We start from the raw sequence: 26,711 nt of genomic DNA, 5'->3' as shown, positions 1-26,711 counted from the left end.
GCTGTCAGCCTTGCGCTGTAGCCGTCGCGACATAAGCTGACATCATGCGTCCTTCCATCCTCGATCCGCTGTTTGTTCCGATCACCTCGCTTGCCGGCGTCGGACCGAAGGTTGGCGCGTTGATCGAGAAAGTCGTCGCCGCCGATCTCGGCGATCGTGCGGCGCGCGCGGGCGACCTTCTGTTCGTGCTGCCGCACACCGTCATCGACCGCCGCAGCCGGCCGGGCATCGCAGGATCCGCGGAAGGCCAGATCGTCACGCTCGAGGTGCGCATCGACCGCCACCAGCCGCCGCCGCGCGGCAACAGGTCGGTGCCCTACCGCGTCTACGCCCATGACGACACCGGCGAGATCGCGCTGACCTTCTTCCATGCTCACGCTTCCTATCTCGAAAAGGCGATGCCCGAGGGCGAGCATGTCGTGGTCTCCGGCCGCATGGAATGGTTCAACGGTCGCCCGAGCATGGTCCACCCCGACCATATTGCGCTCGCCAGCGAGGCGGAAAACCTGCCGCTGGTCGAACCGGTCTATCCCCTCACCGCAGGACTCTCGGGCAAGGTGCTGCGCCGGGCGATCGGCCAGGCGCTGGCGCGCGTGCCTGAATTTCCCGAATGGCAGGATGGTGCCTTCATGCGCCGGCACACCTTTGCGGCCTTTGGCGATGCGCTCGCCCGCATCCACAATCCGGCCGATCCGATCGATGTCTCTGTCGATGGTGCCGCCTGGCGGCGCCTCGCCTATGACGAGTTGCTGGCGGGCCAGGTCTCGCTGGCGCTGGTGCGGGCAAAAGTCCGCCGCCTGTCCGGGCGTCCCCTGGTCGGCGACGGCAGCATCGTTGAAAAGCTGCGCGAGGCCCTGCCCTATTCGCTGACATCAAGCCAGGAGTTTGCGCTGGCCGAAATCAATGCCGACCTTGCCGATCCCGAGCGCATGCTGCGGCTTCTGCAGGGCGATGTCGGTTCCGGCAAGACGGTCGTTGCGCTGCTGGCCATGGGGCGTGCGGTCGAGGCCGGCGGCCAGGCCGCCTTGATGGCGCCGACCGAGATTCTGGCGCGCCAGCATCTGGCGACGATCGCGCCGCTTGCCGCCAAGGTCGGGCTGCGCATCGCCATCCTCACCGGCCGCGAGAAGGGCCGCGAGCGCACCGACACGCTGGCCGGTCTGGCGAGCGGCGCGATCGACATCGTCATCGGCACCCACGCGCTGTTCCAGGACACGGTCACCTTCCACGACCTGGTCTTCGCCGTCATCGACGAGCAGCACCGCTTCGGCGTCCACCAGCGGCTTGCCATCACCGCCAAGGGCGACGCGCCCGACATGCTGGTGATGACGGCCACCCCCATCCCGCGCACGCTGGTGCTGACCGCCTTCGGCGACATGGACGTATCAAAGCTGACGGAAAAACCGGCCGGCCGGCAGCCGATCCGCACCGTCACGCTGCCGCTGGAACGGCTGGACGAACTGGTCGGCCGCATGGTCGACGCCGTCGCCAGCGGCCAGAAGATCTACTGGATATGTCCGCTGGTCGAAGAATCCGAAGAGATCAAGCTGATGTCGGCCGAGGACCGTTTCGCCTCGCTGAAACCGCTGTTCGGCGACCGCATCGGCCTCGTCCATGGCCGCATGAAGGGCGCCGAGAAAGACGAGGCGATGCGCGCCTTCAAGCAGGGCGAGACACGCATCCTGATCGCCACCACGGTCATCGAGGTCGGCGTCGATGTGCCGGACGCCACCGTCATGGTCATCGAGCATGCCGAGCGCTTCGGCCTCGCGCAACTGCACCAGTTGCGCGGCCGGGTCGGACGCGGTGACAAGCCCTCCTCCTGCGTACTGCTCTACAAGGACCCGCTCGGCGAGACCGCAAAACGCCGGCTGTCGGTGATGCGCGAGACCGAGGACGGGTTCCTGATCGCCGAAGAGGATCTGAAGCTGCGTGGTGAAGGCGAATTGCTGGGCACCCGCCAGTCCGGCACGCCGGGTTTCCAGGTGGCGCGCATCGAGGCGCATGCCGACCTTCTGGAGGCCGCCCGCGACGATGCCAGGCTGGTCCTGTCACGCGATCCGGAGCTGCAATCCGAGCGTGGCGAGGCGTTGCGCCTGCTGCTTTACTTGTTCGGGCGCGACGAAGCCGTGCGGCTCTTGCGCGCAGGCTGAGCCAAGGCGGCAACCGACGGATTGGCCAACGTTCCCTCGATCGGCTCGCCGTTCACGACAACCATCTGCTTGACCTCGGGCGCCACAAGCCCGGCCGAGACGATGAGCTTGGCGCCGTCCTCGATCGTCATGTCGAGCAGTACGATGTCCGACTTCGGCACATACATGAGAAAGCCAGTGGTCGGGTTCGGCGTGCAGGGCATGAACACCGCAATCAGCGGGTCGCCTTCCTGATCGAGCTTCTGGTTGATCTCAGTTTCCTTCTCACTGGCGACAAACACCAGCGACCACACGCCCTTGCGCGGATATTCGACCAGCCCGACCTGGCGGAACATGTCGCCCTTGTTCGACAGCACGGTCTCGAAAATCTGCTTCAGCGAGCCATAGATGCCACGCACCAGTGGCATGCGGCCAAGCAGACGCTCGCCGAAATTGACGATGGCGCGGCCGACAATGTTGGCCGTCAGGAAACCGATAAGCGTGATCAGGATCAGAGCAACGATCAGTCCGAAGCCCGGCACCGGAAACGGCAGATAGGAGTCCGGGCTGTAACGGGCCGGAATATAGGGTTTTACCCAGGAATCGACCCAGCCGATGAACGACCAAGCGATATAGGCAGTGATCGCCAGAGGCGCGCAGACGACGAAACCTGTGAGGAAATAGTTCCTCAGCCGGGTCATGCCGGAGGTCTTGGGAGCATCGGACATGGTTCACCGGGCGCGCGGGTTGCAGCGCAACATAATGAACCAGAGAGCGCATTGGAACTGCGAAGTTTTTAAAGGTCGATTATGCCGCCGCTTCCAACGGTTCAATCTTCTCGAGTTCCGGCGCCAGCTTCCTGGCTTCGGTTTCAAGCTCATAGGCCTGCTGAAAATTCATCCAGAATTCAGGCGTGGTGTTGAAATACCGGGCAAGGCGCAGGGCCGTATCAGGGGTCAAGCCGATCTCCTCCTTGGCAATGCGTTCGATACGGGTGCGTGGAAGGTTGAGCTTTTTCGCGAGCGCGCCTGCACTCATGCCGAGCGGGACGAGATATTCTTCACGCAGGAATTCTCCAGGATGAACTGGACGTGCGAACTTGAGCATAGTTCAGGGTCCTCAAAGGTTCAGGGCAAGTGCCCGCTCAATGGTAGTCGACGATCTCCACGTCTTCGGCCCCAGCAGCGGTCCATCTGAAGCAGATGCGCCACTGGTCGTTGATGCGAATTGAATGCTGTCCGGCCCGGCTCCCTTTCAGGGCTTCAAGATGATTTCCGGGCGGCGATCGAAGGTCATTCAGTTGGGCAGCATTGGCAATTGCGCGAAGGCGACGTTCGCCACGGGCAACCAAGTCCGGTGGGAAGCCTTTTGGCGCCCTCCCCTCGGCAACCGCTTCGACCGCCTTGCCTTTGAACGAAACGATCAATAACGCGCCCCCTCGATTGTATCATACATTGATACAGATCGACACGCAAGAAAATGTATCATCGGCGGATACAAACCTACCACCAGTTGATCGGTGGCAAATGGAGATTTGCCGAGAGCTACTCCACCGTCACCGATTTCGCCAGATTGCGCGGCTGGTCGACGTCGGTGCCCATGAACACGGCGGTGAAATAGGCCAGCATCTGGATCGGCAGCGCGTAGATGATCGGCGATATGATTTCCGGCACCTCGGGCAGCACGATCGTCTCCATCGTCTTGACGCTGGTCAGCGCTGCACCCTTGCTGTCGGTGATCAGGATGATCTTGCCGCCACGCGCCGCCACTTCCTGCATGTTCGACACGGTCTTTTCGAAAATACGGTCGTGCGGCGCGATGACGATGACCGGCATGTTCTCGTCGATCAGCGCGATCGGGCCATGCTTCAGCTCGCCCGCGGCATAGCCCTCGGCATGGATGTAGGAGATTTCCTTGAGTTTTAGCGCGCCTTCCATGGCCAGCGGGAAATTGGTGTCGCGGCCGAGATAGAGCACGTCCTTGTAGCGCGAGAGTTCGCGCGCGATCCGCTCGATCTGCTCTTCGAGCTTAAGCACCTGGTTGGCATAGCGCGGCGCTTCCGAAAGCGCGCGCACCAGCGCCTTTTCCTCTTCCTTCGAGATCGTGCCACGGGCTACGCCGGCGCGCACCGCAAGCGATGCCAGGACCGAAAGCTGACAGGTAAAGGCCTTGGTGGAGGCAACGCCGATCTCCGGCCCGGCCAGCGTCGGCAGCACCACGTCGGATTCGCGCGCCATGGTCGATTCGCGCACGTTGACGATCGCGCCGATCTTCATTCCCGCCTTGCGGCAGTAGCGCAGCGAGGCCAGCGTGTCGGCGGTCTCGCCCGATTGCGAGATGAAGAAGGCCGCATCATTCTTCGACAACGGCATTTCACGGTAGCGGAATTCGGAGGCGACATCGATGTCGACCGGCAGCCGCGCGTAGCGCTCGAACCAGTATTTGCCGATCAGGCCTGCGAGATACGCCGTACCGCAGGCCGAAATCGCCAGCCGGTTGATCTCTGCGAAATCGAAAGGCAGGTCGAGCGGCTTGGAGACGCCGCCGACAAAATCCAGATAATTCGCCAGCGTGTGCGAGATCACCTCGGGCTGCTCATGGATTTCCTTTTCCATGAAATGGCGCCGGTTGCCCTTGTCGACCATGAAGCTGGTCGACAGCGACTGCTGGCGCTTGCGGTCGACCTTTTTGCCGTCGATATCGAAGATCTCAACACCGTTGCGGCGCACCACCGCCCAGTCGCCATCTTCGAGATAGGTGATCGAATTGGTGAACGGGGCGAGCGCGATGGCGTCGGAGCCCAGGAACATCTCGCCATCGCCATGGCCGACGGCCAAAGGCGGGCCATTGCGGGCACCGACGATCAGGTCCTCGTCGCCCTTGAACATGATGGCCAGCGCGAAGGCGCCTTCCAGCCGCTTCAGCGCCTGGTGCGCGGCCTCGACCGGCTTCAGCCCCTTGGCCAGTTCGCGCGCCACCAGATGGGCGACGACTTCTGTGTCGGTCTGCGACGAGAAAGAATAGCCGTCGCGGATCAGCTCGTCGCGCAGTTCGGCGAAATTCTCGATGATGCCGTTGTGGACGATGGCGACGCCGTCGGAAAAATGCGGATGCGCATTGGTCTCGTTGGGCACGCCATGCGTCGCCCAGCGTGTGTGACCGATGCCGATCGTGCCAGCGAGTGGATCGTCCTTGAGCCGGCGCTCGAGATTGATCAGCTTGCCTTCGGCGCGGCGGCGGCCAAGCTCACCATGCTCGATAGTGGCGACGCCGGCCGAGTCATACCCGCGATATTCCAGCCGCTTCAGCGCATCGACGATGAGCGGCGCAACCTGCGAATGGCCGACGATTCCAACAATACCGCACATGCAGACAGTCCCCGATTCCCCGTGGAAAACCAGCGCTATTTAGGGATGGCCGGCCTGCCGCGAAAGTCACATTGCATTTCGTCCCGTATAACGGAACGATTTGTGCACGCATGCACTATGACAGACCGCTCTTGCAATCGGGTTACCCAAATTGTTCGGCTTTTCACCGCTGCGGTGGTCGACCATTCATCTTTTGCGGTAGCCTTGCTCGTCGTCTAATGGTCGGAGCCGGTAGCCTTCTTCTTCGCAGCCGCGGCCGAAGCAAAGCGCTCGCGCAATTCTTTGCCCTTGCCAGGAATTGTCTTCTGGCGGGCACGGCCGAAGGCCAGCGCGTCTTCTGGCACGCTCTCGGTGATGACACTGCCCGAGGCGATGTAGCCGCCCTTGCCGATGGTGACAGGCGCCACCAGCGACGAATTCGAGCCGACAAAGGCGCCCTCGCCGATGTCGGTGAAGAACTTTGAATAGCCGTCATAATTGCAGGTGATGGTGCCGGCGCCGATATTAGCGCCCGCGCCGACGCGGGCGTCGCCGATATAGGTCAAATGGTTGACCTTAGCGCCCTCCTCGATAACAGCCTGCTTAACCTCGCAGAAATTGCCGACCTTGGCCTTCCGCTTGAGATCGGCACCCGGCCGCAGCCGCGCGAACGGCCCGACATCGCAATTCGAGGCGATGGTGGCGCCCTCGATATGGCTGAAGGCATGGATCTTGGCTCCCGTGGCGATCTTTACCCCCGGACCGAACCAAACATTGGGTTCGACGATCGTGTCGGCGCCGATCTCGGTGTCGTGCGAGAAGTACACGGTCTCCGGCGCGATCAGCGTCACGCCCGATAGCATCACTTCGTGGCGGCGGCGCGCCTGCCAGATGCCCTCGGCTTGCGCCAGTTCGGCGCGGTTGTTGATGCCGAGCGCGCTCTCGAAACTGGCTTCGGTGGCAATGACATCGAGGCCTCGCGCGCCGGCGATCTCGACAATGTCGGTGAGATAATACTCACCCTTGGCATTCTTGTTGCCAACCGCGTCGAGCAGCTTCAGCGCGTGGGCACCGGCCACCGCCATCATGCCGGCATTGCAGAAGGTTATTTTCCTCTCCTCCTCGGAGCAATCCTTCTCCTCGCGGATGGCGACCAGCTTGCCGTCCTTCTCGATCAGCCGGCCATAACCGGTCGGACTGGGCGGGCGGAAACCGATCACCACGACGGCAGCGCCTTCCGCCAGTTTCAGCCGCGCCACGGTCAGCGCATCCGCGTCGATCAGCGGCGTGTCGCCAAACATGACGAGAATATCGTCATAACCCTTTGATATCGCATCGTGCGCGGCCAGAACGGCGTGCGCAGTGCCAAGGCGCTTTTCCTGCACGAAGGTCTCGGCCTTTGGCGCAAACTTTGCCGCCGCCTTGCGCATCTCGTCCGCGCCATGGCCAATCACCAGCGCCTGGCTGCCGGCGCCGGCTGCTTCGGCTGCCTTCACCACATGGGCGACCATCGGCAGGCCGGCGATCTGGTGCAGCACCTTCGGCAGCACGCTCTTCATGCGCGTGCCTTCGCCGGCGGCGAGGATGACGGACAGGCAGGATCTCTGGCTCATGGATGGACAACCATATGAAAGGGTTGGGAATCAAAACATGCTAGCAGTGGCGCCATGCTGCACCAATGCGGTTAAATTCCGATGAGATCGGATGAGCAACTTACTTTTAATCAGTAGTTCAACGATCCATTCGAACGCAGAAAATGCGTTCGGCATCCGAAAAAAAGCTACCCCAGCCGCCCCAGCACCGGAAAATTCTCCAGCAGCCAGTAGGACACGGTCTGCACGCCACCGGTGAGGAAAAACACGCCGGCGACCACCAGCAGCGCACCGATGGCCTTTTCGACGCGGCCGAGATGGACGCGGAATCTGCCGAGAAAGCGCATGAAGGCGCCGGAAAACAGCGCTGCGATCAGGAACGGGATGCCCAGCCCAAGCGAATAGGCGGCTAGCAGCAACGCGCCCTCGCCCACCGTCTCGCGGCCGCCGGCCAGCGTCAGGATCGGCCCCAGCACCGGGCCGATGCAGGGCGTCCAGCCGAAGGCAAAGGCCAGTCCCATGACATAGGCCGCGATCGCACTTGCCGGCTTGCCTTGCGACTGGAAGCGCGCCTCGCGCGACAGCAGTGGGATGCGCAACACGCCGAGGAAATTCAGGCCCATCAAGATGATCAGCACACCGGCGCCCATCGCCAGCGGCTCCTGCCAGACGCGCAGCAGCCGGCCGATGGTCGAGGCGCCGGCGCCCAGCGCGACAAAGACGGTCGAGAAGCCGAGCACGAAGGCGATCGAGGAATAAAGCAGCGCACCGCGCGCGCCTTCCCTCGCCGTAGTTCCCGCATTGCCGCGGAAATCGTCGACCGAGACGCCGGCCATATAGCAGAGATAGGGCGGCACCAGCGGCAGTACGCAAGGCGACAGGAACGAGATGGCTCCCGCCCCGACCGCGCTGACATAGCCGATGTCCAATGCCATTTCCAAGAACTCCAATACCGTTACGCCGATATAGCGACGCGCAGCCTTGTCCACCAATCACCATTGTGTTGGCAAGATCATCCCTTGATCATCCCTGGCCGACGCACCTGCCGGGGAAGAAACGGCAGCCCGCAGGCGTTGATACAGTGAGGCCGCGATTTCCCGCGCGTCTCCAGATATCAGTCAGGGAGATTTCCATGAAAACCATAACCGTAGGGCTGGCAGCGCTTTTGCTCAGCACCGCCGCATCTTTCGCGGCCGACGCGTGGAAGGAAGCCGAGGTCAATGGCACCAAGATCTACACCGATGCCAACGGCATGACGCTTTATACTTATGACAAGGACGAGAAGGGCAAGACCAATTGCTACGACAAATGTGCCACCAATTGGCCGCCGCTGAAGGCCGAAGCCGGCGCCAAGGCGGACGACGAATGGAGCGTTGTCGACCGCACCGACGGCACCAAGATGTGGGCCTATGACGGCAAGCCGGTCTATACCTTCATCAAGGACAAGAAGGCCGGCGACGTGGCCGGCGACGGTGTCGGCGAGGTCTGGCATATCGTCAAGGCCAACTAAATACGCCATTCCCGCATGGTGGCGGAACAAGGGCTGGTCGCCGGGCATCGCTCCATGCAGCCGGCGGCCAGTATCAATCAGCCTGTTATAATGTCGCCCGTTACGGATCGGGGCAGCATTTCAGCGACTCGGTGGAAAAATGAATCGGGTCGTTTCCGCTGGTTCAGGCCCACCATCTCCCTTTCCCAAAATTCTGTGATTTTCTCCATACACTCTAAGAGTGTATTGCTGCGGACAGCCTCGCAATTTGGGCGCTTCCCCTTGACCGGATGCAAAAGCGCGGCCATGTGAGCAACAAATAGAACGAGATTTCGTCGCGCGCAGCGGAATTCTTCTGCCGCACCACAGCTGATATGAGACCTCATGGACGTCGTCGTCGTCGAATCGCCGGCCAAGGCGAAGACAATCAACAAATACCTCGGCAAGAACTACAAGGTTCTGGCCTCGTTCGGCCATGTCCGCGATTTGCCGGCCAAAGATGGTTCGGTGCGTCCGGATGAGGATTTCGCCATGTCCTGGGCGGTCGACACCGCCTCTGGCAAGCGCCTCGCCGACATCGCCAAAGCGGTCAAAGATGCGGACGGCCTGATCCTCGCCACCGACCCGGATCGCGAGGGCGAAGCCATTTCCTGGCATGTGCTGGAAGTGCTGAAGCAGAAGCGCGCGCTGAAGGACAAGCCGGTTAGCCGCGTCGTCTTCAACGCCATCACCAAATCGTCGGTGCTGGAGGCGATGGCCAATCCGCGCCAGATCGATGCGCCGCTGGTCGATGCCTATCTCGCCCGCCGGGCGCTGGATTATCTCGTCGGCTTCACGCTGTCGCCGGTGCTGTGGCGCAAGCTGCCGGGCGCCCGCTCGGCCGGCCGCGTCCAATCGGTTGCGCTACGTCTGGTCTGCGACCGCGAATCCGAGATCGAGCGCTTCATCCGTGAGGAATACTGGCAGATCGCAGCTCTGCTGGGCACGCCACGCAACGAGAATTTCGAAGCGCGGCTGACCGCCTTCGATCGCAAGAAGCTGCAAAAGCTCGACATTTCCAACAAGGCACAGGCCGACGACATCAAGTCGATGCTTGAAGGCGCGACCTTCAAGGCAGTGTCGGTCGAAGCCAAGCCGACCAAGCGCAATCCCGGCCCGCCCTTCACCACCTCGACGTTGCAGCAGGCCGCCTCGTCGGGCCTCGGCTTCTCGGCCAGCCGCACCATGCAGGTGGCGCAGCGGCTCTATGAAGGCATGGAGATCGGCGGCGAGACCACCGGCCTCATCACCTATATGCGAACCGACGGCGTGCAGATGGCGCCCGAGGCAATCTCGGCCGCCCGCGACGCCATCGCCAAAGAATTCGGCGCAAAATACCTGCCGGAAAAGCCGCGCCAATATACCGCCAAAGCCAAGAACGCCCAGGAGGCGCACGAAGCGATCCGCCCGACGGATTTCATGCGCACCCCGGCATCGGTCAGGCAATATCTCGATTCCGACCAGATGCGGCTCTATGAATTGATCTGGAAGCGCGCCATCGCCAGCCAGATGCAGTCCGCCGAGATCGAGCGCACCACCGCCGAGATCGAGGCGGTCAATGGATCGCGCACCGCTGAGCTTCGCGCCATCGGTTCGGTTGTCCGCTTCGACGGCTTCATCGCCGCCTACACCGATCAGAAGGACGACGATGCGGAAGACGAGGAAAATCGCCGCCTGCCCGAAATCCGTGCCGGCGAACAGCTTGCCCGTCAGTCGATCAACGCCACCCAGCACACCACAGAGCCGCCGCCGCGTTATTCCGAAGCCTCGCTGATCAAGAAGCTGGAAGAGCTCGGCATCGGCCGGCCTTCTACCTATACGGCGATCCTGAAGACGCTCGAAGACCGCGACTACGTCACCATCGACAAGCGCCGGCTGGTGCCGCAGGCTAAGGGCCGGCTGCTGTCTGCTTTCCTCGAAAGCTTCTTCAAGCGCTATGTCGAGTACGACTTCACCGCATCCCTCGAGGAAAAGCTCGACGAGATTTCCGACGGCAAGCTCGCCTGGAAGGACGTGCTGCGCGATTTCTGGAAGGATTTTTCCGGCGCCGTCGCCGACATCAAGGAACTGCGCGTCACCGATGTGCTCGACGCGCTGAATGAAGAACTGGCGCCGCTGGTGTTTCCGGCGCGCGAAGACGGTTCGAACCCGCGCATCTGCCCGAAATGCGGCTCCGGCAACCTGTCGCTGAAGCTCGGCAAGTTCGGCGCCTTTGTCGGCTGCTCCAACTATCCCGAATGCTCCTTCACCCGCCAGCTCGGCGACGCCGCCAACCCGAATGGCGAGAATGGCGGCGGCGAGGACGGCACCAAGGTGATCGGCAAGGATCCCTACACGTCAGAGGAAATCACGCTGCGCAGCGGCCGCTTTGGCCCCTATCTGCAGCGCGGCGACGGCAAGGAAGCCAAGCGTTCCAGCCTGCCCAAGGGCTGGACGGCAGAGTCGATCGACCACGAGAAGGCGCTCGCCCTGTTGTCGCTGCCGCGCGATGTCGGCCAGCATCCGGAAACGGCCAAGATGATCTCGGCCGGGCTCGGCCGCTACGGCCCGTTCGTGCTGCATGACGGCACCTATGCCAATCTCGAAAGCATCGAGGATGTGTTCTCGATCGGCCTCAACCGCGCCGTGTCGGTGATCGCCGAGAAGCAGCTGAAGGGCAAGGGCGGCCGCAATGGCGGCACTGCCGCTGCGCTGAAGGAGCTTGGCGACCATCCCGATGGCGGCGGCAAGATCGTCGTGCGCGACGGCAAATACGGGCCTTACGTGAATTTCGGCAAGGTCAACGCCACCCTGCCCAAGGGCAGGGATCCGCAGTCGGTGACGATCGAGGATGCGCTGGCGCTGATTGCCGAGAAGGAAGCCAAGGGCGGTGGCGGCAAGAAGCCGTTCCGCAAGGCGGCAGCGGCTAAGGCACCTGCTGCCAAGAAAACCACAGCCAAGAAAACGGCGGCCCAAAAGCCGGCTTCGAAGAAGCCGGCCGCGAAGAAAAAAGGGTAGGACAGCGTGGCGCGCAGGATCACCGGTAGGAGCCACGGCGATCCGCGCACCGCCGACACGAGGGCCAAGGTCAAGGACGACTATCGGCCATCGCGTGACGAAATCCTGCGCTACATCGCCGAAAATCCCGATCGCGCGGGAAAACGCGACATTGCCAAGGCGTTCGCGCTGCGCGGCGACGACCGCATCTGGCTGAAGGACATTTTGCGCGACCTGCAGGACGAAGGCGTCCTGACCAAGGAGCGCAAGCAACTGGCCCGCGTCGGCGCCCTGCCCCATGTCGCCGTGCTCGACATCTTCGGCCGCGACGGCGATGGCATTTTGCTGGCGCACCCGGCCGAGGCCGTGGGCACGGGCGAACCGCCCGTCGTCTCGATCCGCGTGTCGCGTGGCGGCAGCGGCCCGGCGCCCGGCATCGGCGACCGCGTGCTGGCAAAAACCTTTCCGACCAACGAAGCGACCGGCCCCGCCTACACCGGGCGGGTGATGAAGATTTTCGAGAAGCGCACCGATGCCGTGCTCGGTGTCTTTCGCATCCTGCAGGACGGCACCTTCCGCATCGAACCGGTGGAACGGCGCCAGCCCGAACTGATTGTCGACAAGGAATTCCAGAACGGCGCCAAGAACGGCGACCTGGTCGAGGTCGAGCCCGCAAGGGCCTCCCGCTATGGCTTGCCGAGAGCCAAGGTGCTCAACGTGCTGGGTTCGCTGACCAGCGAAAAGGCGGTCTCGATGATCGCCATACACGCGCATGACATTCCGCATATTTTCCCGACCGACGTCATCGCTGAATCCGAAGCCGTCAAGCCGGCGACGCTTGATCACCGCGAGGACTGGCGCGACCTGCCGCTGGTCACCATCGATCCGGCCGACGCCAAGGACCATGACGACGCCGTCTTCGCTACACCCGATCTCGACGAGAAGAACCCGGGCGGCGTGGTCGCCACCGTGGCGATCGCCGACGTCGCCGCCTATGTGCGCTATGGCACGGCGCTTGATCGCGAAGCGCTGAAGCGCGGCAATTCGGTTTATTTCCCGGATCGCGTCGTGCCGATGCTGCCCGAACGCATCTCCAACGATCTCTGCTCGCTGCGCGAGGGCCAGGACCGGCCGGCGCTCGCCGTGCGCATGGTTTTTTCGGCCGAGGGCCGCAAGCTCAGGCACTCCTTCCATCGTGTCATGATGAAGTCGGCGGCAAAGCTCGCCTACCAACAGGCTCAGGCGGCGATTGACGGCGTGCCTGACGAAAAGACCGGTCCAATCCTCGATACGGTGCTGAAGCCGCTGTGGGACGCCTATGCGATCCTCAAGCGTGGCCGCGATGGCCGCCAGCCGCTCGAACTCGATCTGCCGGAGCGCAAGATCCTGCTCAAGCCGGACGGCACCGTCGATCGCGTCATCGTGCCGGAACGGCTCGATGCCCACAAGCTCATCGAAGAATTCATGATCCAGGCCAATGTTGCCGCCGCCGAGACGCTGGAAGCGAAGAAACAGGAACTGGTCTACCGCGTCCACGACGCGCCGTCGCTGGCCAAGCAGGAATCGTTGCGCGAGTTCCTGCAGACGCTTGGCCTGTCGCTCGCCCGCGGCGCGCAGATGCAGCCAAGCCAGTTCAACGGCATCCTGGAGCGCGTGCGCGGCGCCGACAATGAAGGCCTGGTCAACGAAGTGGTGCTGCGCTCGCAAAGCCAGGCCGAATACTCGCCCAAGAACATCGGCCATTTCGGTCTCAACCTCAGGCGCTACGCCCATTTCACCTCGCCGATCCGCCGCTATGCCGATTTGATCGTTCATCGCGGACTTATTGCCGCACTCGGCCTGGGCCCGGGCGGGCTGACGCAGGACGAAGCGGCACGGCTCGAAGATGTCGCGGTGCTGATCTCAGGCACGGAACGCCGCGCAATGGCGGCCGAGCGCGACACGGTCGACCGTCTGATCGCCGCCTATCTCGCCGAGCGCATCGACGACCGGTTCGATGCCCGCATCTCCGGCGTCACCAAATCAGGACTATTTGTCCAATTGCCGCAGTACGGCGCGGATGGTTTCATCCCGGTGTCAACATTGAACGGCGATTACTATATATACGACGAAACGGCCCGCTCCCTGTTCGGAGAACGCTCGGGCAAAGGCTACCAGCTCGCGGACCGCGTCGAGGTCCGACTCGTCGAGGTGGCACCGATGGCCGGCGCGATGCGCTTCGAGATGTTGACCGACCCGAAGCCTTTGCCGGGCTCCAAGCGGTCGTTTCATAAGGCCAAGGGCCGCGCCCGCGCGTCGCAATCGCGACCGGGTTCGCGCGGCAGGAGACGATGATGACAACAGCCATTGAAGAACAGGTTTTCGGCGGAGAACATCACTCGGGCCGGGTCGCCCGCCCGCTGTGGACGGCGATGAAGCGCGGCCTGCTCGGCCGCTGCCCGCATTGCGGCGAAGGCAAGCTGTTTCGCGCCTTCACCAAGACCGTCGACACATGCAGCGTCTGCGGTGAGGAACTGCATCACCACCGCGCCGACGACCTGCCTGCCTATCTCGTCATCGTCATCGTCGGTCACATCGTGCTCGGCGCTTTCATGGGCGTCGAGGCGACCTCCACCTTGTCCACATGGCAGCACATCGCCATCTGGGTGCCGCTGACCATCCTTCTGTCGGTCGCACTGCTGCAACCGGTCAAGGGTGCCGTCATCGGACTGCAATGGGCCTTCTATATGCACGGCTTCGGCGACGAACACGACGTGATCGAGCCGCATCCCGGAGCCTGAGTCGCAGCCAAGAATGCGCCCTGGCGCAACATACCGACCGTGAAAGGCCACTTTCGCTTGCCAGAAGTTTCCGCTAGGTCCTGCGCATGGACGGTATGACCAAGGCGGAAGTCGACAAGATCGAGCGGAGCATCATCGCTCATAGCGACCGGCCAATTCGGCCGCGCGACGCGGCAACCCTGATCCTGCTCGACCGCAAGGGCGATGACGTGCTGGTTCTGATGGGCCGCCGCCATGCCGGCCACGCCTTCATGCCGGGCAAGTTCGTCTTTCCCGGCGGCCGCACCGATCCGGCCGACAGCCGCATCCCGGTCGCCGCTGCATTGCACCCGGAGCAGGAAGCCAGGCTGATCGCCGGGCCGGGGCGCATAAGCGCCGCACGAGCCCGCGCCATCGCCTTGTCGGCCATCCGCGAGACCTATGAGGAAGCCGGATTGCTGATCGGCCGCAAAGGCGCTTTCGCCACCGTCAGGCCCGATTGGCAAGGTTTTGCCGAACACGGCGTGCAGCCCTCTCTGGACATGCTGCGCTTCGTCGCGCGCGCCATCACGCCGCCCAACCGGGTGCGCCGCTTCGACACGCGCTTCTTTAGCGCCTGGCGCGACGACGTCGCAGTCGAACTGCCCGGTGGCGGCCCGACCAACGAACTCGAAGAGCTGGTCTGGTTGCCGCTTGCCAAGGCCAGGGAAGCCGACATACCCGACATCACCCGAATGATCCTGGACGAGCTGCAAAAGCGCCTCGCCCATGATCCGCTGTTGCGTCCGGGCGGTCCCGTGCCCTTCTACCGGCTTGTCCGCAACCGCTTCACCCGCGAACTTCTGTAGAGTATTCAGCATCCCCATGACGGTCGATACCCAACCACAGGGCGACGAACGCGTACACTGGCTGCCGATGGTGGCGGCGATCTCGTCGATCAGCGTCGTCGGCATCGCCATCGGTCTTGGCATGCCGCTGCTCAGCGTCATCCTGGAAACACGCGGCCATTCGGCCTCGATGATCGGCCTCAACACGGCCGTCGCCGGCCTCGCCTCGATCGCCGGCGCGCCGCTGGCGACGCCACTCGCCATGCGCTTCGGCGTCGCCTGGACCATGATTGCGATGATCGCGACCGGCGCGCTTGCCTTTGTCGGCTTTCATTTCGCGCCCGATTTCTGGATGTGGTTTCCGCTGCGCATCGTGCTGCACATCGCGCTGACGGTGCTGTTCATCCTGTCTGAATTCTGGATCAGCACCTCGGCGCCGCCGCATCGGCGCGGCCTTGTGCTGGGCATTTACGCCACTGTTCTGTCGCTCGGCTTTGCCGCCGGGCCGTGGCTGTTCGCCCATCTCGGCAGTTCCGGCTTCAGGCCGTTCGGCGTCATCATCGGTCTGGTGACGCTGGCAGCCATACCCGTGCTGGCGGCGCGCAACGAGAGCCCGTCGATCGCCTCCGACGGCGAGACCAGCAATTTCCTGCGCTACATCTGGCTGGTGCCGTCGGCGACCGCAGCCGTGCTAGTGTTCGGTGCGGTGGAAACCGGCGGCTTTGCGCTGTTTCCGATCTATGGCAGCCGCATCGGCTATTCCGAGGCCGACGCAGCCCTTCTCCTGACCATGATCGGTCTTGGCAACGTGCTGCTGCAGATCCCGATCGGCATGATCAGCGACCGCGTCAGCGACCGCCGCTATCTGCTGATCGCCTGCGCCACGGTCGGTCTTGTCGGCACCGTCTTCATGCCCTTCTTCGCCCAGAACTGGCATTTGATGGCAGCACTTCTGTTTGTCTGGGGTGGCGTCGTCGCTGCCATGTACACGATCGGCCTTGCCCATCTCGGCTCGCAGCTTTCGGGCCACGAACTGGCGTCGGCCAACGCCGCCTTCGTGCTGTGCTACGGCGTCGGCATGGTGCTCGGCCCGCAAGCGATCGGCATCGGCATGGATGCGTTCGGTCCATCCGGCTTCGGCTGGTCGCTAGGCCTGTTCTTCGCCGCCTACATTGCTTTGGTCGCCGTCAGGCTGGTCCGCAAGATCCTCCTGTAGCGCGACTGCTGCCAGCCCTGCATTCGCATTGGCCGATGACAGGCTGCTGACAGAACCGTGTCAGGAGCACAGGGCTAAAAGGGTGTCCCAAAACACTTGAGGACACTTCCATGATCGACAGCGGCTTTGAAACCACATCGCTACGAATGACACTGCTTCTGCTCGTAACCTTCCAGGCCCCGGCCGCCGACGTCGACCGCATCATGGACGCGGTGGTCGCGATCGCACCGCTGGCCATGGGTAAATATGACCGCAATGCCTATCAGTCGGCGCACGGCATCGAACGCTACAGGCCGCTTGACGGTGCGGCCGCCGGCGCCGAAACGGAGCTGCGGCGGCGCCCCGGCACGGTTGAGGTTTCCTTCGAACTGCCGGACGACCAGACGCTGGCCGCCCGCGTCGTCGAGGCGATTTTCCAGGCCCATTCCTACCAGGAACCGGTGATCCGCATTCAGCCGATCCTTGCCAGCCGTTCCAAAGGGCTGGACGACCGCGCCAATCCGAATCGCTGGTGGAACACGACCGGCGACTGGAAGAAGGTTGCGGCATCGGCGACAGAAACCGCATGATTTCCGCTCACGAGTCGGCTCAGGCGGGTCGCACAGGACCTACCGGGCTTGACTTTCCGGGCGCGTTCTTTATGTGTCGCGCCAAGTTTCCCGCGTCCGGGTGTTTCCCCGTGCTCCAGCGGCCAAAACCCCACGAACAAACGGACTGATATCATGGCCAAAGCCGCAAACATCAAGATCAAGCTTCTGTCGACCGCCGACACCGGTTTCTTCTACGTGACCAGCAAGAACAGCCGTACCAAGACGGACAAGCTGTCGTTCCGCAAGTACGACCCGGTCGCTAAGAAGCACGTCGAATTCAAGGAAACCAAGATCAAGTAATCTGGGTTTTCCTTCTGCAATGCCGAAACGCCGCCCAGTGGGCGGCGTTTTTCGTTTATAGCCAATTGATGTCATTGCATCCACGCAAAGCCTCCAGCCAAAAGGATTGACCGTCGCCATGGTTGCGGCACCCTCGGTCGTGTGGGCTGGCAGGGTGTCATGAACAGGGCCCCTACGGATGTCGAAGAAGTTGAAAGCTGCAATCATTGCAGCCCTTGTTGCTCTGGCTGCTGGCTTCGCTGTCAGCAACGGGCTGATAAGCCAGCAGACGGCCGACGAGATCAAGGCCAGGACTGACCAAGTTCTGACCGAGGAGGCAGCCCAGCCTGCACCTCAGCCTGCCTCCGATAATCCCCCTGCACCTTCTACGGAACCTGCGCCGCAAGCTCCGAGCCCGCTTGCCGCGGCACAGCAGCAAGAGTCTCAACAGGCTCAATGAAAAAGCCCCCCGCACGAGCGAGCCTCTCTCGCAATCACCACACCTACGGAGTGTATCGTTTTAATACAATCGCCAATTGGTAGACTCGCACGATGGATAGGCAGTTAGTTTCAGCGTCAGGCTAAAAGGGGGAAATGCCTCGACCTGGGAGAAAACGATGTCCATTCAAAAAGGTGACTATCGAACAAACAGAGCCGACTACGCGATTGCCGCGACGCATGGCGATGTGCTCGCCGAAGACAGCGTTCGAGACGAGATTCTGGCAAGAAGAAAAAAGTCCCTGTGGCTAAAGGAGCGGCGATCAGCCAAGTCAGCTGAGAACCCAATGGACAGCTCGCCGCTGCCTAGAAGAAACCCTCGCGGTTAGACGCCACGGCCACCTTCCGCGATCGCACCATACCCGCACACCACCGATTCGCCCATATTTCCGGAGGCAGCCGCCGGTATTGACCTCTCGTATGGCGGCCCTACTTCGTGACGAAATGGCTTCCGTTCTTTTTAGAAGACGGCGGGACTAAAGTCTTGTGCGCTACACGCAAAGGTCTGAGGGGTCCTGTTCGGTTCCGGAAATGTCTGCTGGACGTTCCGTTATTTTAGTCAATCGAGATATAACCTTCCCTTCTACTTCCCACCCGACATCCGCGCCTGATGCGGCGGTTCGTATCCGCAGGTCCTGCAGTTCCGCAGATTCAGCGCCTTGTGTAGATATGCAACTGGTCGATCGCGTCCCGAGTGCCCTCAGCCCGGGCCGAGTTCCCTCAGCCGACGCGATCACCGTTTTTTGGATCGAACAAATGCAGCGACTCTGGTTCGGCCGCCAGCCGCACCACGTCGCCCGGCTTCACGCCGGCACGGCCCATGGCAAAGACGCAAAGCTGCTGGCTGGCCAGCTTGACGTAGAACTGCGTCGAAAGTCCGAGCGGCTCCACCACACCCACCTCGCCCTTCAAGGCGCCGTCATCTGCCAGCCGGATATGCTCGGGCCGCAGACCGACGGTGATGGCGTCACCGTTCGTCAGCGGCAGGCCTTCCGGCAGCCGCAGCGCCTGGCCATCGGCCAGTACAGCCTCCGGCGTAGCACCCTTGCGAACGGTCGCCGGCAGAAAATTCATGCCCGGTGAACCGATGAAACCGGCGACGAACATGTTGGCCGGCCGGTCGTAGAGATCGAGCGGCGCGCCGACTTGCTGGATCAGCCCGTCATGCATGACGACAATCCGGTCGGCCATGGTCATCGCCTCGATCTGGTCGTGCGTGACATAGACCGATGTCGTCTTCAGCTGCTGGTGCAGCGCCTTGATCTCGGCGCGCATATGGACGCGCAGCTTGGCGTCGAGGTTCGACAGCGGTTCGTCGAACAGGAAGACCTTGGGATCACGCACGATCGCACGGCCCATGGCGACGCGCTGGCGCTGGCCGCCGGACAATTGCCGCGGCAGGCGCTGCAGGAAGGTGTCGAGCCCGAGCCGCTTGGCGGCGCCGTCCACCCTCGCGTCGATCGTCGCCTTCTCCGCCTTCTTCAAGAGCAGGCTGAAACCCATGTTCTTCGACACATCCATATGCGGATAGAGCGCGTAGGACTGGAACACCATGGCTATGTCACGGTCCTTGGGTGCTACGTCATTGACCAGCCGCTCGCCGATGCGGATCTCACCGCCGGAAGCCTCCTCCAGCCCGGCGATCATGCGCAAGAGCGTGGACTTGCCGCAGCCTGACGGCCCAACTAGGACGACGAACTCGCCGTCGGCAATTTCAAGGTCGACCGCGTGCAGGACGCGGACGGCGCCATAGTCCTTGCGAACCTTTTCGAGCGTAACAGAGGCCATCGATCTATCCTTTGACGGCGCCGGCGGTCAGGCCGGTGACGAGATAGCGTTGCAGGAAGGCGAAGAAGATGCAGACCGGGATCAGCGCTAGGATGGATGCCGCCATCATCTGTCCCCAGTCGACGGCGAACTTGCCGATGAAGGTGAGCAGGCCGACCGCGAAGGTCTTCTGGTCGTCACTGGAAATCAGCATCAGCGCGAACAAAAGCTCGCTCCAGGCGGCGGTGAAGACAAAGCCGAGGGTTGCGCCCATGCCGGGCAGCGTCAGCGGCACGATCACCTTGCGCATCGCCTGCGCGCGGGTGCAGCCGTCGATCATCGCCGCCTCCTCCAGGTCCTTCGGAATGCCGTCGAAGAAGGATTGCATCAGGAAGGTGGCAAAGGCCGTGTTGAAGGCGGTGTAGATGATGATCAGCCCGGTCAGGCTGTTGATCAGTCCGATCTGACCCATCACGCGGTAGATCGGCGGAATGACCATCACCAGCGGAAAGGTCTGCGTCAGTAGCAACATCAGCGCAAGTGCTGCCTTGCCGCGAAAGGTGAAGCGCGACATGGCATAACCGGCGAGCGTGGCGATGATTGTCACCAGTGCCGCCGTCGATACCGAGACGATGACACTGTTGAGGAAATAGCGCGGGAAATCGGTAGCCTCGAGCACGGTGACGAAATTCTGCAACGTCATGTGCGACGGCCAGAAGGTGATGCCTTCGGAATAGAGAAGCCGCTCCGGCGTGACCGAGATTTTCAGCGTCCAATAGATCGGGAACAGGGCAAAGAGCACGTAAGCCGCGATTGCGGCGTAGAGGCCGATGCCGCCGAAGAAGCGCTGCGAGGTTGAACGTCCTGCGATCATCAGACGTGCCTCACCAGCGTGCGACGGATGCCGATCAGCGCGATCGCATAGGCAATGAGCAGGACCAGCAACAGCACCGCCACCGCCGAGGCATAGCCCTTGTCCAGCGATTTGAAGGCGCTGACATAGATGTAGACCGGCACCGTGTTGGTCGAGCCGGCTGGCCCGCCCTCCGTCATGACGAAGATCAGGTCGGCGAAGGTGGCGATCCAGATGGTGCGCAACATGACGGTGATGGCGATGGTTGGCGCCAGGAACGGCAGCGTCACCTTGGTGAAACGCTGCCAGGGCGAAGCGCCGTCGATGGCCGCCGCCTCATGCAGTTCCGATGGAATGGATTTCAGCGCCGCCAAAAGCGTGATGGCGAAGAAAGGAATACCGAACCAGATATTGGCGACGATCGGCCCCCACATGGCGGTTGAAGGATCGGAAAGCACATTGGTCGGCTCGGCTTTCAGACCCAATGCAAACAGCCAATGCGGCAGCGGGCCGATGATCGGATTGAACAGCCAGGCCCAGGTCAGACCCGACAGGAAGGACGGCACCGCCCAGGGCAGGAACACCAGGGCTTGTACAGCCTTGCGGCCGCGAAACGGCTTGTCGAGCAGCAGCGCCAGGCCAAGGCCGAGGAAGAACTGGAAGAAAAGGCTGGCGACCGTCCACCACAACGTGTTCACCAGCGCCTGCCCCAGCACCTGATCCGACAGCATCGCCTGATACTGGCCGAGCCCGACATATTCGGACTTGAAGGCGGAGAACTTGCGAAAGGAGTAGCTGATGCCGACGACCAGCGGCACCAAGAGCACCACGACCAGAAGGATGATCGCCGGGCTGAGATAGAGCCATGGCTCGATTGCGGCGTGGGATAGCCGCTTGCGACGCGGCTTGCCGGCGGATCGTATTTCGGACACGGCATAGGTCATTGGCTTGGAGGTAGCTCCTGGAACAGCGTCGGGGCTGGTGACAAGCGTCCTTCTCACCGTTTCACGGGGAGAAGATGCCGGCAGGCAGATGAGGGGCGGCGCGAGCCTTGAAATGCTTGGCTCCGCCCCTCTTCCGTCATTTCGTGACACCTTCTCCCCGTGAACGGGGAGAAGGGAAGAAAACTACTTCTTGTTCTTCGCCAGCCAGTCCTGCTGTTCCTTGGTCAGGAAGGCAGCCCACTGGTCGGCGACGTCCTTGGCCGTCTTCTGGCCCAGCAGCACTTCTTGGAAGTTCTTGATCGCCACCTGGTCGACGAAGTTACCGAGGTTCTCCAGATGCGTCGGCGGGGTCACCATTTCATATTTGGAACTGTCACTCAGCTCCGTGAACCAGCCCTTGAACTGCTCGGTCTTGAAATGGGGATCCTGGTCGGCGCCGTTGTGGATCGGGACGACACCGACTTCCTTGGCCCATTCCAGATTGTCCTTCGGCGACAAAAGCGTCGCCATCAGCTTCCAGGCGTCGTCCTTGTGCTGCGAATTAGCAAACATCGCCCAGCCGGCATAACCCAGCGTCGGATAGGACTTGCCGCTTGGCCCGACCGGCAATGGCGCCACCGCGAAGTCGTCGGCGCTCATCTTGTCGGCAATGCCGAGCAGCGCGTCCGGATCCTGGTTGAGCATGGCGCAGGTGCCGGAATAGAAGCCGGTGACCGTTTCGTTGAAGCCCCAGCTCACCGCATCCTTTGGCGCCAGGCCATCCTTGTACATGTCGGCCAGCATCTGCAGGCCCTTGACCGAGCCTTCGTCGTTGATGGTCGAGGTGCCGTCCTCGTTGAAGTAGCCACCCTTGCCGGCGGCGATGTTCATGAACATGTGCATGCCGTTGAAGGCACCCGGCCCGCCGCGCAGGCAATAGCCGTACTTGCCCGGGAGCGCGGAAATCTTCTTGGAATCGGCGATGAAATCATCGAGCGTCGCCGGCGGGCCATCGAGGCCGGCCTCCTTGAACAATTTCTTGTTCCAGAACAGCGCGTTCACATAGTAGCCATAGGGGATCATGAACTGGGTGTTGTTGACGGTCGAGCCGAACTGCTTGGCGCGGTCGCCGAGCGTCTTTGCGTCGTCCCATTTGGCCATATACGGGCCGAGATCCTCCAGCTGGGCATTGTTGGCATAGAGACCCATCCAGCGTTCCGGCATTTCGACGATGTCGGGCGTATCGCCGGCCTGCACCATGGTCAGGAACTTTTCAAAAGCCTGGCCCCAGGGCAGCGAGATCAGCTCGACCTTGACGCCCGGATTGGCCGTTTCGAACTCGGCAATCTGCTTCTTCAGGAATTCGGTGCGTGGCGGGCTGGTGATGACTTCGACCATTTTCAGGGTCGAATCGGCCATAGCGCTTCCGGCGGAAATCGCCAGCCCCGCAACGGTGGCAAGCATGACGGTCAGTTTTTTCATGTTCAAGACTCCCATTTTGAACCCGCTTGTTATTTTCTGGCTTTTTCGAAGGCTTGGGCGACATCAGCCCACAGGTCTTCGACACTCTCCAATCCGACATTGAAGCGGATGGTTCGGGGGCTGACGCCGAAGCGCGCCATCGAATTCAGGCCCGGCGTCTGCTCCAGCGACGCCTTGGCCGGCACGACCAGGCTTTCATGCCCGCCCCAGCTGACGCCGATGCGGAAATATTTCAGCGCATCTACGAAAACGGGGATGTCGATATCGTCCGTCACCTCGAAGGAGAACAGCCCGGCATAGCCGGCCAGCGTCGCCTTGCCTGGATGGTTCGAATAGACGGGGTGGTTGACCCGCTCGACATTGGCATGCGCCTTCAGCCGTTCGGCGATGGTCAGGCCGCTCTTCATGTGGTGCGGCAGGCGCAGCGGCAGCGTGCGCAGGCCGCGCAACAAAAGCCACGCCTCGAACGGTGATAGCTTGCCGCCGAGATAGGAATAGGTCTGCTCGTTGATGTGCTTGATATGGGCGGCCGAACCCGCCACGACGCCGGCGACGGTGTCGCTGTGGCCGCCGAGATATTTCGAGGCCGAATGCAGCACGAGGTCGACGCCATGCGTGATCGGCTTCTGGAACACTGGCGTCGCCCAGGAATTGTCGATCGTGGTGACGATGCCCTGCTCCTTGGCTAACCGCGTCAGATGCGCGATGTCCTGCAGCTCGAACATCATCGAGGTCGGGCTTTCCAGATAGAGCAGCTTGGCGCCGGGAAGTGCCGCCGCGACCGCATCCGGATCGGAGCCGTCGACATAGTCGACCTTGATGTTGAGCCGCGGCAACAGCCGCTCGAACAGCCGGTAGGCATCGCCATAGCAATTGCGCACCGCTACGATGCGCTCGCCTGCCCCAACGAAGGCAAGCACCGTGGCGCTGATCGCCGCCATGCCGCTGGAAAAGCCGCGCGCTGCCTCGGCACCTTCGAGCGCGGCGACACGCGCCTCGAACTCCATCACCGTCGGATTGTCACCACGCGAATAGATCGGCTGCCGTCGTTTGCCGGCAAAAGTGTCTGCCATCTCGGCATAATTGGCGAAGGTGAACAGCGAGGTCTGGTAGATCGGCGGCACCACCGCACCGCCGGGAAACGGTTCGTCATGCGCCAGCAGTGTCGCCGCCTCGGCAAGATAGTCGTGATCGAAACCGGATGGATGCTCGTTCATGTCTGGCTCGAAAGTTTGAGTTTGGCGGCACCGCGCTTGAGGTCGTCCTCGACGGTGGCGATCAGCTTGAGCGCCTCGTCGCGGGCGCCCTGCGGGTCACGCGCGGCGATGCATTCGTAGATGGTGCGGTGGTAGGGAAAGCTGGCGTGGCCAAAATCGCGCACGCCGAGCGGATGCTCCCAGAAGCGATGGAACAATTCGTACATGGCGGCGATGATCTGCTCGAACAACGGATTGCCCGAGGCCCGGTAGATCGCCTGGTGGAACTCCCAATCCTCTTCCGACGACATGCCGTCGCGCGTGCGGAACGCCTGCTCCATGATGTCGAGCTTGCGCGCGATTTCGGTGATATCTGCCTGGCTGGCGCGTTCGGCGCAAAGAGCTGCGGCCTCCGCTTCCAGCGCGCGGCGGATCTCCATCGTCTGCATCAGGCTGGTGAAATCATTGCCGCCCGCCAGCGTCAGCGGCATGTGCAGCATGTCTGGCGAGACGGCAACCTTGAGATAGGTGCCGCTGCCTTGCCGGCGCTCGACGAGGCCAAGCCCTTCCCAGCGAGTCAGCGCCTCGCGCACCGTGTTGCGACTGACTTTCAGCCGCTCGGCCAGAATACGCTCGGTTGGAAGCCGCTCGCCCGGCTGCAAAGCCTCGGCGCGGACAAAGCCCACCAACGCCTTCAGCACGGCGTCATCGCGCGCCGTCGTCTGAATGGGTGGCAGGCTGTTCTGGTCCACGTCACCTCCAAGTGGTCCAATGGTCCAACCAATTTCTGCATAGATGGAACCTCCTGTCAATCGGTTGTCAGGAGAACTGTCGAAGGTGGCGACGCAATGCGTTTCGGGCGCTCGTGTGAACCAGCATCGACCGTGTCTGCTAATCAGCGGCAGCGGGCGGTCCGAACCAAGTGGTCAGCGCGTCCATCAGGCCTTGTTGGGTTCCCACCCCAACCCAAGCCACATAGCCATCGGGCCGGATCAAGACGGCGTCGGTCGCGGCGACCGTCCCCAAGACCGGGAGCTTCCAGGCACCGGCGTACCCGGCGTCGATCTGCCGGACCCGATCGGCCCAGGGGGCGATGTCCAGTCTGCCGGGCTCACCGAGGTTGAGGAGCACCGGCCGCGCGTCGTGCAGCAAGGTGAAGAGCCGCAACGGCCCGTTGGCGGTGATCAGATCGAGGTCCGGCATTCGCCGCCCAAGCAGTGGGTGCCCCTCGCCGAGGTCGTAATGGACACCCAGGCCGGACATCTCCGCGGCGATCCGTTTGCGAGGCTCTTCCATGCCGAGCAACTCGGCAAAGATGTCGTTCAATGCCTTGGTGCGGGCATCCATGCGACGAAGCGCAACCTGTGCCATCGCGTTGCGCAGTACGCGGGCGGCAATCGGATGACGCTCGGCGTGATAGCTGTCCAGAAGGCTTTCCGGTGATATCTGCTTGACCACCTGGGCCAGTTTCCATCCAAGATTCACCGCGTCCTGCACGCCAATATTGAGCCCCTGTCCGCCCATCGGCGGATGCACATGCGCGGCGTCGCCGCCCAGCAGCACGCGTCTGTCGCGGTAAGAGGCAGCCTGTCGCGTCATGTCCGTGAACCGGGAGAGCCAGGTCGGGTTGTGGACCCCGTAGTCGGTGCCGTAGACGGCGACCAGCGCCTCGCTGAGATCGCGCAGCGTCGGTTCGCCTCCGATGGTCAGTTGCCTCTCGGTCAGCACGACACCGACCCGGCCGCCTTCCTCGATCTTGCCTATCGCATGGATACCGTAGGCGTCGCTGCGAAAGCCCCATGCCGGCTCCTGCACCATCTCGACCTCGGCAATCATCCAACTCATCGTAGGATCCTGCCCAGCGAACTCGATGCCCGCCGCCTTTCGGATCACGCTGCGTCCTCCGTCGCAGCCAACGAGATACCGCGTCCGCAATCGTTGGCCATCAGACAGCTCCACATCGACGCCGCCATCGTCCTGTGCGAAACCCGTAACGCCCTGTCCGCGATAGATCGGCACCTGCAACCCGCTGATCCAGTCGGCCAATATCCGCTCGATATGGTTTTGCCGCAGCGCCAGCAGATAATTGTGCCGCGTGGGAAAATCGCTGATGTCCAACCGGATCATGTGGAAGCCCACGGACGGCGATGGCTGTCCCTGCGAGAGGAAACGATCGGCGATTCCGCGCTGATCGAGCACCTCGATCGTGCGTGCGTGCAGGCCGCCTGCGCGTGAGCCAATGAGTTCCTGAGTATCGCGCCGCTCGACAATGGCGACATCGACGCCCGCCAATGCGAGCTCGCCTGCCAGCATCAATCCCGTCGGACCGCCCCCGGCGATCACCACTGCATGATCCCGACGCGATCCGTCTGCCGGCAACATCACACCCATTCTCGTCACTCCCGTTTCCGTTGGCCTGGACCGCGGTTTTACGGGAGGAGCCGGGTCTTGCCGCAAGCCCCTTGTGCGCCATATCTATGAAATGGAGGGGTACTCTTCCTCATCGTTGGCAGCCACGTGACAGCGCACGGAACGTGCCATCGCAGTCCTAAAAACGATATCCGGATTTTCACACGCAAAAAACGCAGAGTCTTCCGTGCTTTGGCACGGAGCTCTGATGCTCATTGGAAAGAAGGGGGCCGGTCGGCGTTTGGCAGCGGTACGAGGAGGCCACTATGTGCCAGCGCCGGCCGGCCGACCCCACGGACCCAGGAGATGCGGCGGACCTGAGCATCATGGGGTATTC

At 62.4% G+C, this 26,711-nt stretch carries 24 protein-coding genes; 11 read left to right on the top strand and 13 right to left on the bottom strand.

Going from position 1 to position 26,711, the window contains the following annotated elements:
• Positions 1–44: 44 nt before the first annotated feature.
• The gene (gene recG, locus EJ076_RS19475; protein ID WP_126068966.1) at positions 45–2,153 is read left to right on the top strand and encodes an ATP-dependent DNA helicase RecG; all 2,109 of its coding nucleotides are present in this window, start codon (positions 45–47) and stop codon (positions 2,151–2,153) included.
• Here the strand turns inward: recG and EJ076_RS19470 are convergent.
• The 6 genes from EJ076_RS19470 to EJ076_RS19445 form a co-directional block, all read right to left on the bottom strand.
• Positions 2,105–2,860: a DUF502 domain-containing protein gene (locus tag EJ076_RS19470; RefSeq protein WP_126068965.1), complete on the bottom strand. Its 756-nt coding sequence runs from the start codon at positions 2,858–2,860 to the stop codon at positions 2,105–2,107. The genes recG and EJ076_RS19470 overlap by 49 nt on opposite strands.
• A 79-nt stretch (positions 2,861–2,939) precedes the next feature.
• Entirely contained in the window at positions 2,940–3,239 is a 300-nt protein-coding gene (locus EJ076_RS19465) for a HigA family addiction module antitoxin (RefSeq protein WP_126068964.1), read from the bottom strand.
• Positions 3,240–3,276: 37 nt separating this feature from the next.
• A complete protein-coding gene (locus tag EJ076_RS19460; RefSeq protein WP_109669338.1) occupies positions 3,277–3,558 on the bottom strand; it encodes a type II toxin-antitoxin system RelE/ParE family toxin in 282 nt (93 codons plus the stop codon).
• 118 nt (positions 3,559–3,676) lie between these two features.
• Entirely contained in the window at positions 3,677–5,500 is a 1,824-nt protein-coding gene (glmS, locus tag EJ076_RS19455) for a glutamine--fructose-6-phosphate transaminase (isomerizing) (RefSeq protein WP_126068963.1), read from the bottom strand.
• A gap of 215 nt (positions 5,501–5,715) precedes the next feature.
• Complete coding sequence (gene glmU / locus EJ076_RS19450) at positions 5,716–7,092, bottom strand: bifunctional UDP-N-acetylglucosamine diphosphorylase/glucosamine-1-phosphate N-acetyltransferase GlmU (RefSeq protein WP_109671469.1); 1,377 nt, start codon at positions 7,090–7,092, stop codon at positions 5,716–5,718.
• 167 nt (positions 7,093–7,259) lie between these two features.
• A complete protein-coding gene (locus EJ076_RS19445) occupies positions 7,260–8,006 on the bottom strand; it encodes a cytochrome c biogenesis CcdA family protein (RefSeq protein ID WP_126068962.1) in 747 nt (248 codons plus the stop codon).
• 197 nt (positions 8,007–8,203) lie between these two features.
• Here EJ076_RS19445 and EJ076_RS19440 point away from each other — a divergent pair, with 197 nt between their 5' ends.
• From EJ076_RS19440 to EJ076_RS19395, 10 genes are all read left to right on the top strand, one after another.
• On the top strand, positions 8,204–8,581 hold the full coding sequence (locus EJ076_RS19440; RefSeq protein ID WP_109671471.1) for a hypothetical protein: 378 nt from the start codon (positions 8,204–8,206) through the stop codon (positions 8,579–8,581).
• A gap of 363 nt (positions 8,582–8,944) precedes the next feature.
• Positions 8,945–11,596 carry a type I DNA topoisomerase gene (gene topA, locus EJ076_RS19435; RefSeq protein WP_109671473.1) on the top strand — a complete coding sequence of 884 codons (2,652 nt, stop codon included), beginning with the start codon at positions 8,945–8,947 and terminating at the stop codon, positions 11,594–11,596.
• 6 nt (positions 11,597–11,602) lie between these two features.
• Positions 11,603–13,909 carry a ribonuclease R gene (gene rnr / locus EJ076_RS19430; RefSeq protein WP_126068961.1) on the top strand — a complete coding sequence of 769 codons (2,307 nt, stop codon included), beginning with the start codon at positions 11,603–11,605 and terminating at the stop codon, positions 13,907–13,909.
• Positions 13,909–14,355 carry a DUF983 domain-containing protein gene (locus tag EJ076_RS19425; protein WP_109671557.1) on the top strand — a complete coding sequence of 149 codons (447 nt, stop codon included), beginning with the start codon at positions 13,909–13,911 and terminating at the stop codon, positions 14,353–14,355. The genes rnr and EJ076_RS19425 overlap by 1 nt, the downstream gene beginning before the upstream one ends.
• A gap of 86 nt (positions 14,356–14,441) precedes the next feature.
• A complete protein-coding gene (locus EJ076_RS19420) occupies positions 14,442–15,182 on the top strand; it encodes an NUDIX domain-containing protein (RefSeq protein WP_109671475.1) in 741 nt (246 codons plus the stop codon).
• Positions 15,183–15,198: 16 nt separating this feature from the next.
• Positions 15,199–16,377 carry an MFS transporter gene (locus EJ076_RS19415; protein ID WP_109671476.1) on the top strand — a complete coding sequence of 393 codons (1,179 nt, stop codon included), beginning with the start codon at positions 15,199–15,201 and terminating at the stop codon, positions 16,375–16,377.
• A gap of 110 nt (positions 16,378–16,487) precedes the next feature.
• Positions 16,488–16,946, top strand: a complete 459-nt coding sequence (locus EJ076_RS19410) for a hypothetical protein (protein WP_126068960.1) — start codon at positions 16,488–16,490, stop codon at positions 16,944–16,946.
• Between the two features lie 153 nt (positions 16,947–17,099).
• Complete coding sequence (rpmG, locus tag EJ076_RS19405; RefSeq protein ID WP_006201775.1) at positions 17,100–17,267, top strand: 50S ribosomal protein L33; 168 nt, start codon at positions 17,100–17,102, stop codon at positions 17,265–17,267.
• A gap of 178 nt (positions 17,268–17,445) precedes the next feature.
• On the top strand, positions 17,446–17,706 hold the full coding sequence (locus EJ076_RS19400; RefSeq protein ID WP_126068959.1) for a hypothetical protein: 261 nt from the start codon (positions 17,446–17,448) through the stop codon (positions 17,704–17,706).
• A 157-nt stretch (positions 17,707–17,863) separates the two neighbouring features.
• The gene (locus tag EJ076_RS19395; protein WP_109671478.1) at positions 17,864–18,073 is read left to right on the top strand and encodes a hypothetical protein; all 210 of its coding nucleotides are present in this window, start codon (positions 17,864–17,866) and stop codon (positions 18,071–18,073) included.
• A 391-nt stretch (positions 18,074–18,464) separates the two neighbouring features.
• Here the strand turns inward: EJ076_RS19395 and ugpC are convergent, their stop codons facing one another.
• The 7 genes from ugpC to EJ076_RS19360 form a co-directional block, all read right to left on the bottom strand.
• Entirely contained in the window at positions 18,465–19,532 is a 1,068-nt protein-coding gene (ugpC, locus tag EJ076_RS19390; RefSeq protein WP_126068958.1) for a sn-glycerol-3-phosphate ABC transporter ATP-binding protein UgpC, read from the bottom strand.
• 4 nt (positions 19,533–19,536) lie between these two features.
• The gene (locus EJ076_RS19385) at positions 19,537–20,385 is read right to left on the bottom strand and encodes a carbohydrate ABC transporter permease (RefSeq protein WP_027036797.1); all 849 of its coding nucleotides are present in this window, start codon (positions 20,383–20,385) and stop codon (positions 19,537–19,539) included.
• A complete protein-coding gene (locus tag EJ076_RS19380; RefSeq protein ID WP_126068957.1) occupies positions 20,385–21,308 on the bottom strand; it encodes a sugar ABC transporter permease in 924 nt (307 codons plus the stop codon). The genes EJ076_RS19385 and EJ076_RS19380 overlap by 1 nt, the downstream gene beginning before the upstream one ends.
• Before the next feature lie 183 nt (positions 21,309–21,491).
• Positions 21,492–22,769, bottom strand: coding sequence for a sugar ABC transporter substrate-binding protein (locus tag EJ076_RS19375; protein ID WP_126068956.1), 1,278 nt, complete (start codon positions 22,767–22,769; stop codon positions 21,492–21,494).
• 29 nt (positions 22,770–22,798) lie between these two features.
• Positions 22,799–23,986 (bottom strand): PLP-dependent transferase, encoded by a 1,188-nt coding sequence (locus tag EJ076_RS19370; RefSeq protein WP_126068955.1) that lies wholly within the window; start codon positions 23,984–23,986, stop codon positions 22,799–22,801.
• The gene (locus EJ076_RS19365) at positions 23,983–24,717 is read right to left on the bottom strand and encodes a FadR/GntR family transcriptional regulator (protein WP_109671484.1); all 735 of its coding nucleotides are present in this window, start codon (positions 24,715–24,717) and stop codon (positions 23,983–23,985) included. The genes EJ076_RS19370 and EJ076_RS19365 overlap by 4 nt, the downstream gene beginning before the upstream one ends.
• Before the next feature lie 139 nt (positions 24,718–24,856).
• Positions 24,857–26,356: an FAD-dependent monooxygenase gene (locus EJ076_RS19360; RefSeq protein ID WP_164548686.1), complete on the bottom strand. Its 1,500-nt coding sequence runs from the start codon at positions 26,354–26,356 to the stop codon at positions 24,857–24,859.
• Positions 26,357–26,711 lie beyond the last annotated feature (355 nt).

This window comes from Mesorhizobium sp. M7D.F.Ca.US.005.01.1.1 (assembly GCF_003952545.1).
Taxonomy (GTDB): Bacteria; Pseudomonadota; Alphaproteobacteria; order Rhizobiales; family Rhizobiaceae; genus Mesorhizobium; species Mesorhizobium loti.
This window is presented reverse-complemented; position numbering and strand designations above follow the sequence as displayed.

What these genes read in the sequence shown, in the direction of transcription:
- recG (WP_126068966.1), top strand. Translation starts at nt 45, where the DNA reads ATGCGTCCTTCCATCCTCGATCCGCTGTTTGTTCCGATCACCTCGCTT.
- EJ076_RS19470 (WP_126068965.1), bottom strand. Translation starts at nt 2,860, where the DNA reads ATGTCCGATGCTCCCAAGACCTCCGGCATGACCCGGCTGAGGAACTAT.
- EJ076_RS19465 (WP_126068964.1), bottom strand. Translation starts at nt 3,239, where the DNA reads ATGCTCAAGTTCGCACGTCCAGTTCATCCTGGAGAATTCCTGCGTGAA.
- glmS (WP_126068963.1), bottom strand. Translation starts at nt 5,500, where the DNA reads ATGTGCGGTATTGTTGGAATCGTCGGCCATTCGCAGGTTGCGCCGCTC.
- glmU (WP_109671469.1), bottom strand. Translation starts at nt 7,092, where the DNA reads ATGAGCCAGAGATCCTGCCTGTCCGTCATCCTCGCCGCCGGCGAAGGC.
- EJ076_RS19445 (WP_126068962.1), bottom strand. Translation starts at nt 8,006, where the DNA reads ATGGCATTGGACATCGGCTATGTCAGCGCGGTCGGGGCGGGAGCCATC.
- EJ076_RS19440 (WP_109671471.1), top strand. Translation starts at nt 8,204, where the DNA reads ATGAAAACCATAACCGTAGGGCTGGCAGCGCTTTTGCTCAGCACCGCC.
- topA (WP_109671473.1), top strand. Translation starts at nt 8,945, where the DNA reads ATGGACGTCGTCGTCGTCGAATCGCCGGCCAAGGCGAAGACAATCAAC.
- EJ076_RS19425 (WP_109671557.1), top strand. Translation starts at nt 13,909, where the DNA reads ATGACAACAGCCATTGAAGAACAGGTTTTCGGCGGAGAACATCACTCG.
- EJ076_RS19420 (WP_109671475.1), top strand. Translation starts at nt 14,442, where the DNA reads ATGGACGGTATGACCAAGGCGGAAGTCGACAAGATCGAGCGGAGCATC.
- EJ076_RS19415 (WP_109671476.1), top strand. Translation starts at nt 15,199, where the DNA reads ATGACGGTCGATACCCAACCACAGGGCGACGAACGCGTACACTGGCTG.
- EJ076_RS19410 (WP_126068960.1), top strand. Translation starts at nt 16,488, where the DNA reads ATGATCGACAGCGGCTTTGAAACCACATCGCTACGAATGACACTGCTT.
- rpmG (WP_006201775.1), top strand. Translation starts at nt 17,100, where the DNA reads ATGGCCAAAGCCGCAAACATCAAGATCAAGCTTCTGTCGACCGCCGAC.
- EJ076_RS19400 (WP_126068959.1), top strand. Translation starts at nt 17,446, where the DNA reads ATGTCGAAGAAGTTGAAAGCTGCAATCATTGCAGCCCTTGTTGCTCTG.
- EJ076_RS19395 (WP_109671478.1), top strand. Translation starts at nt 17,864, where the DNA reads ATGTCCATTCAAAAAGGTGACTATCGAACAAACAGAGCCGACTACGCG.
- ugpC (WP_126068958.1), bottom strand. Translation starts at nt 19,532, where the DNA reads ATGGCCTCTGTTACGCTCGAAAAGGTTCGCAAGGACTATGGCGCCGTC.
- EJ076_RS19385 (WP_027036797.1), bottom strand. Translation starts at nt 20,385, where the DNA reads ATGATCGCAGGACGTTCAACCTCGCAGCGCTTCTTCGGCGGCATCGGC.
- EJ076_RS19380 (WP_126068957.1), bottom strand. Translation starts at nt 21,308, where the DNA reads ATGACCTATGCCGTGTCCGAAATACGATCCGCCGGCAAGCCGCGTCGC.
- EJ076_RS19375 (WP_126068956.1), bottom strand. Translation starts at nt 22,769, where the DNA reads ATGAAAAAACTGACCGTCATGCTTGCCACCGTTGCGGGGCTGGCGATT.
- EJ076_RS19370 (WP_126068955.1), bottom strand. Translation starts at nt 23,986, where the DNA reads ATGAACGAGCATCCATCCGGTTTCGATCACGACTATCTTGCCGAGGCG.
- EJ076_RS19360 (WP_164548686.1), bottom strand. Translation starts at nt 26,356, where the DNA reads ATGGGTGTGATGTTGCCGGCAGACGGATCGCGTCGGGATCATGCAGTG.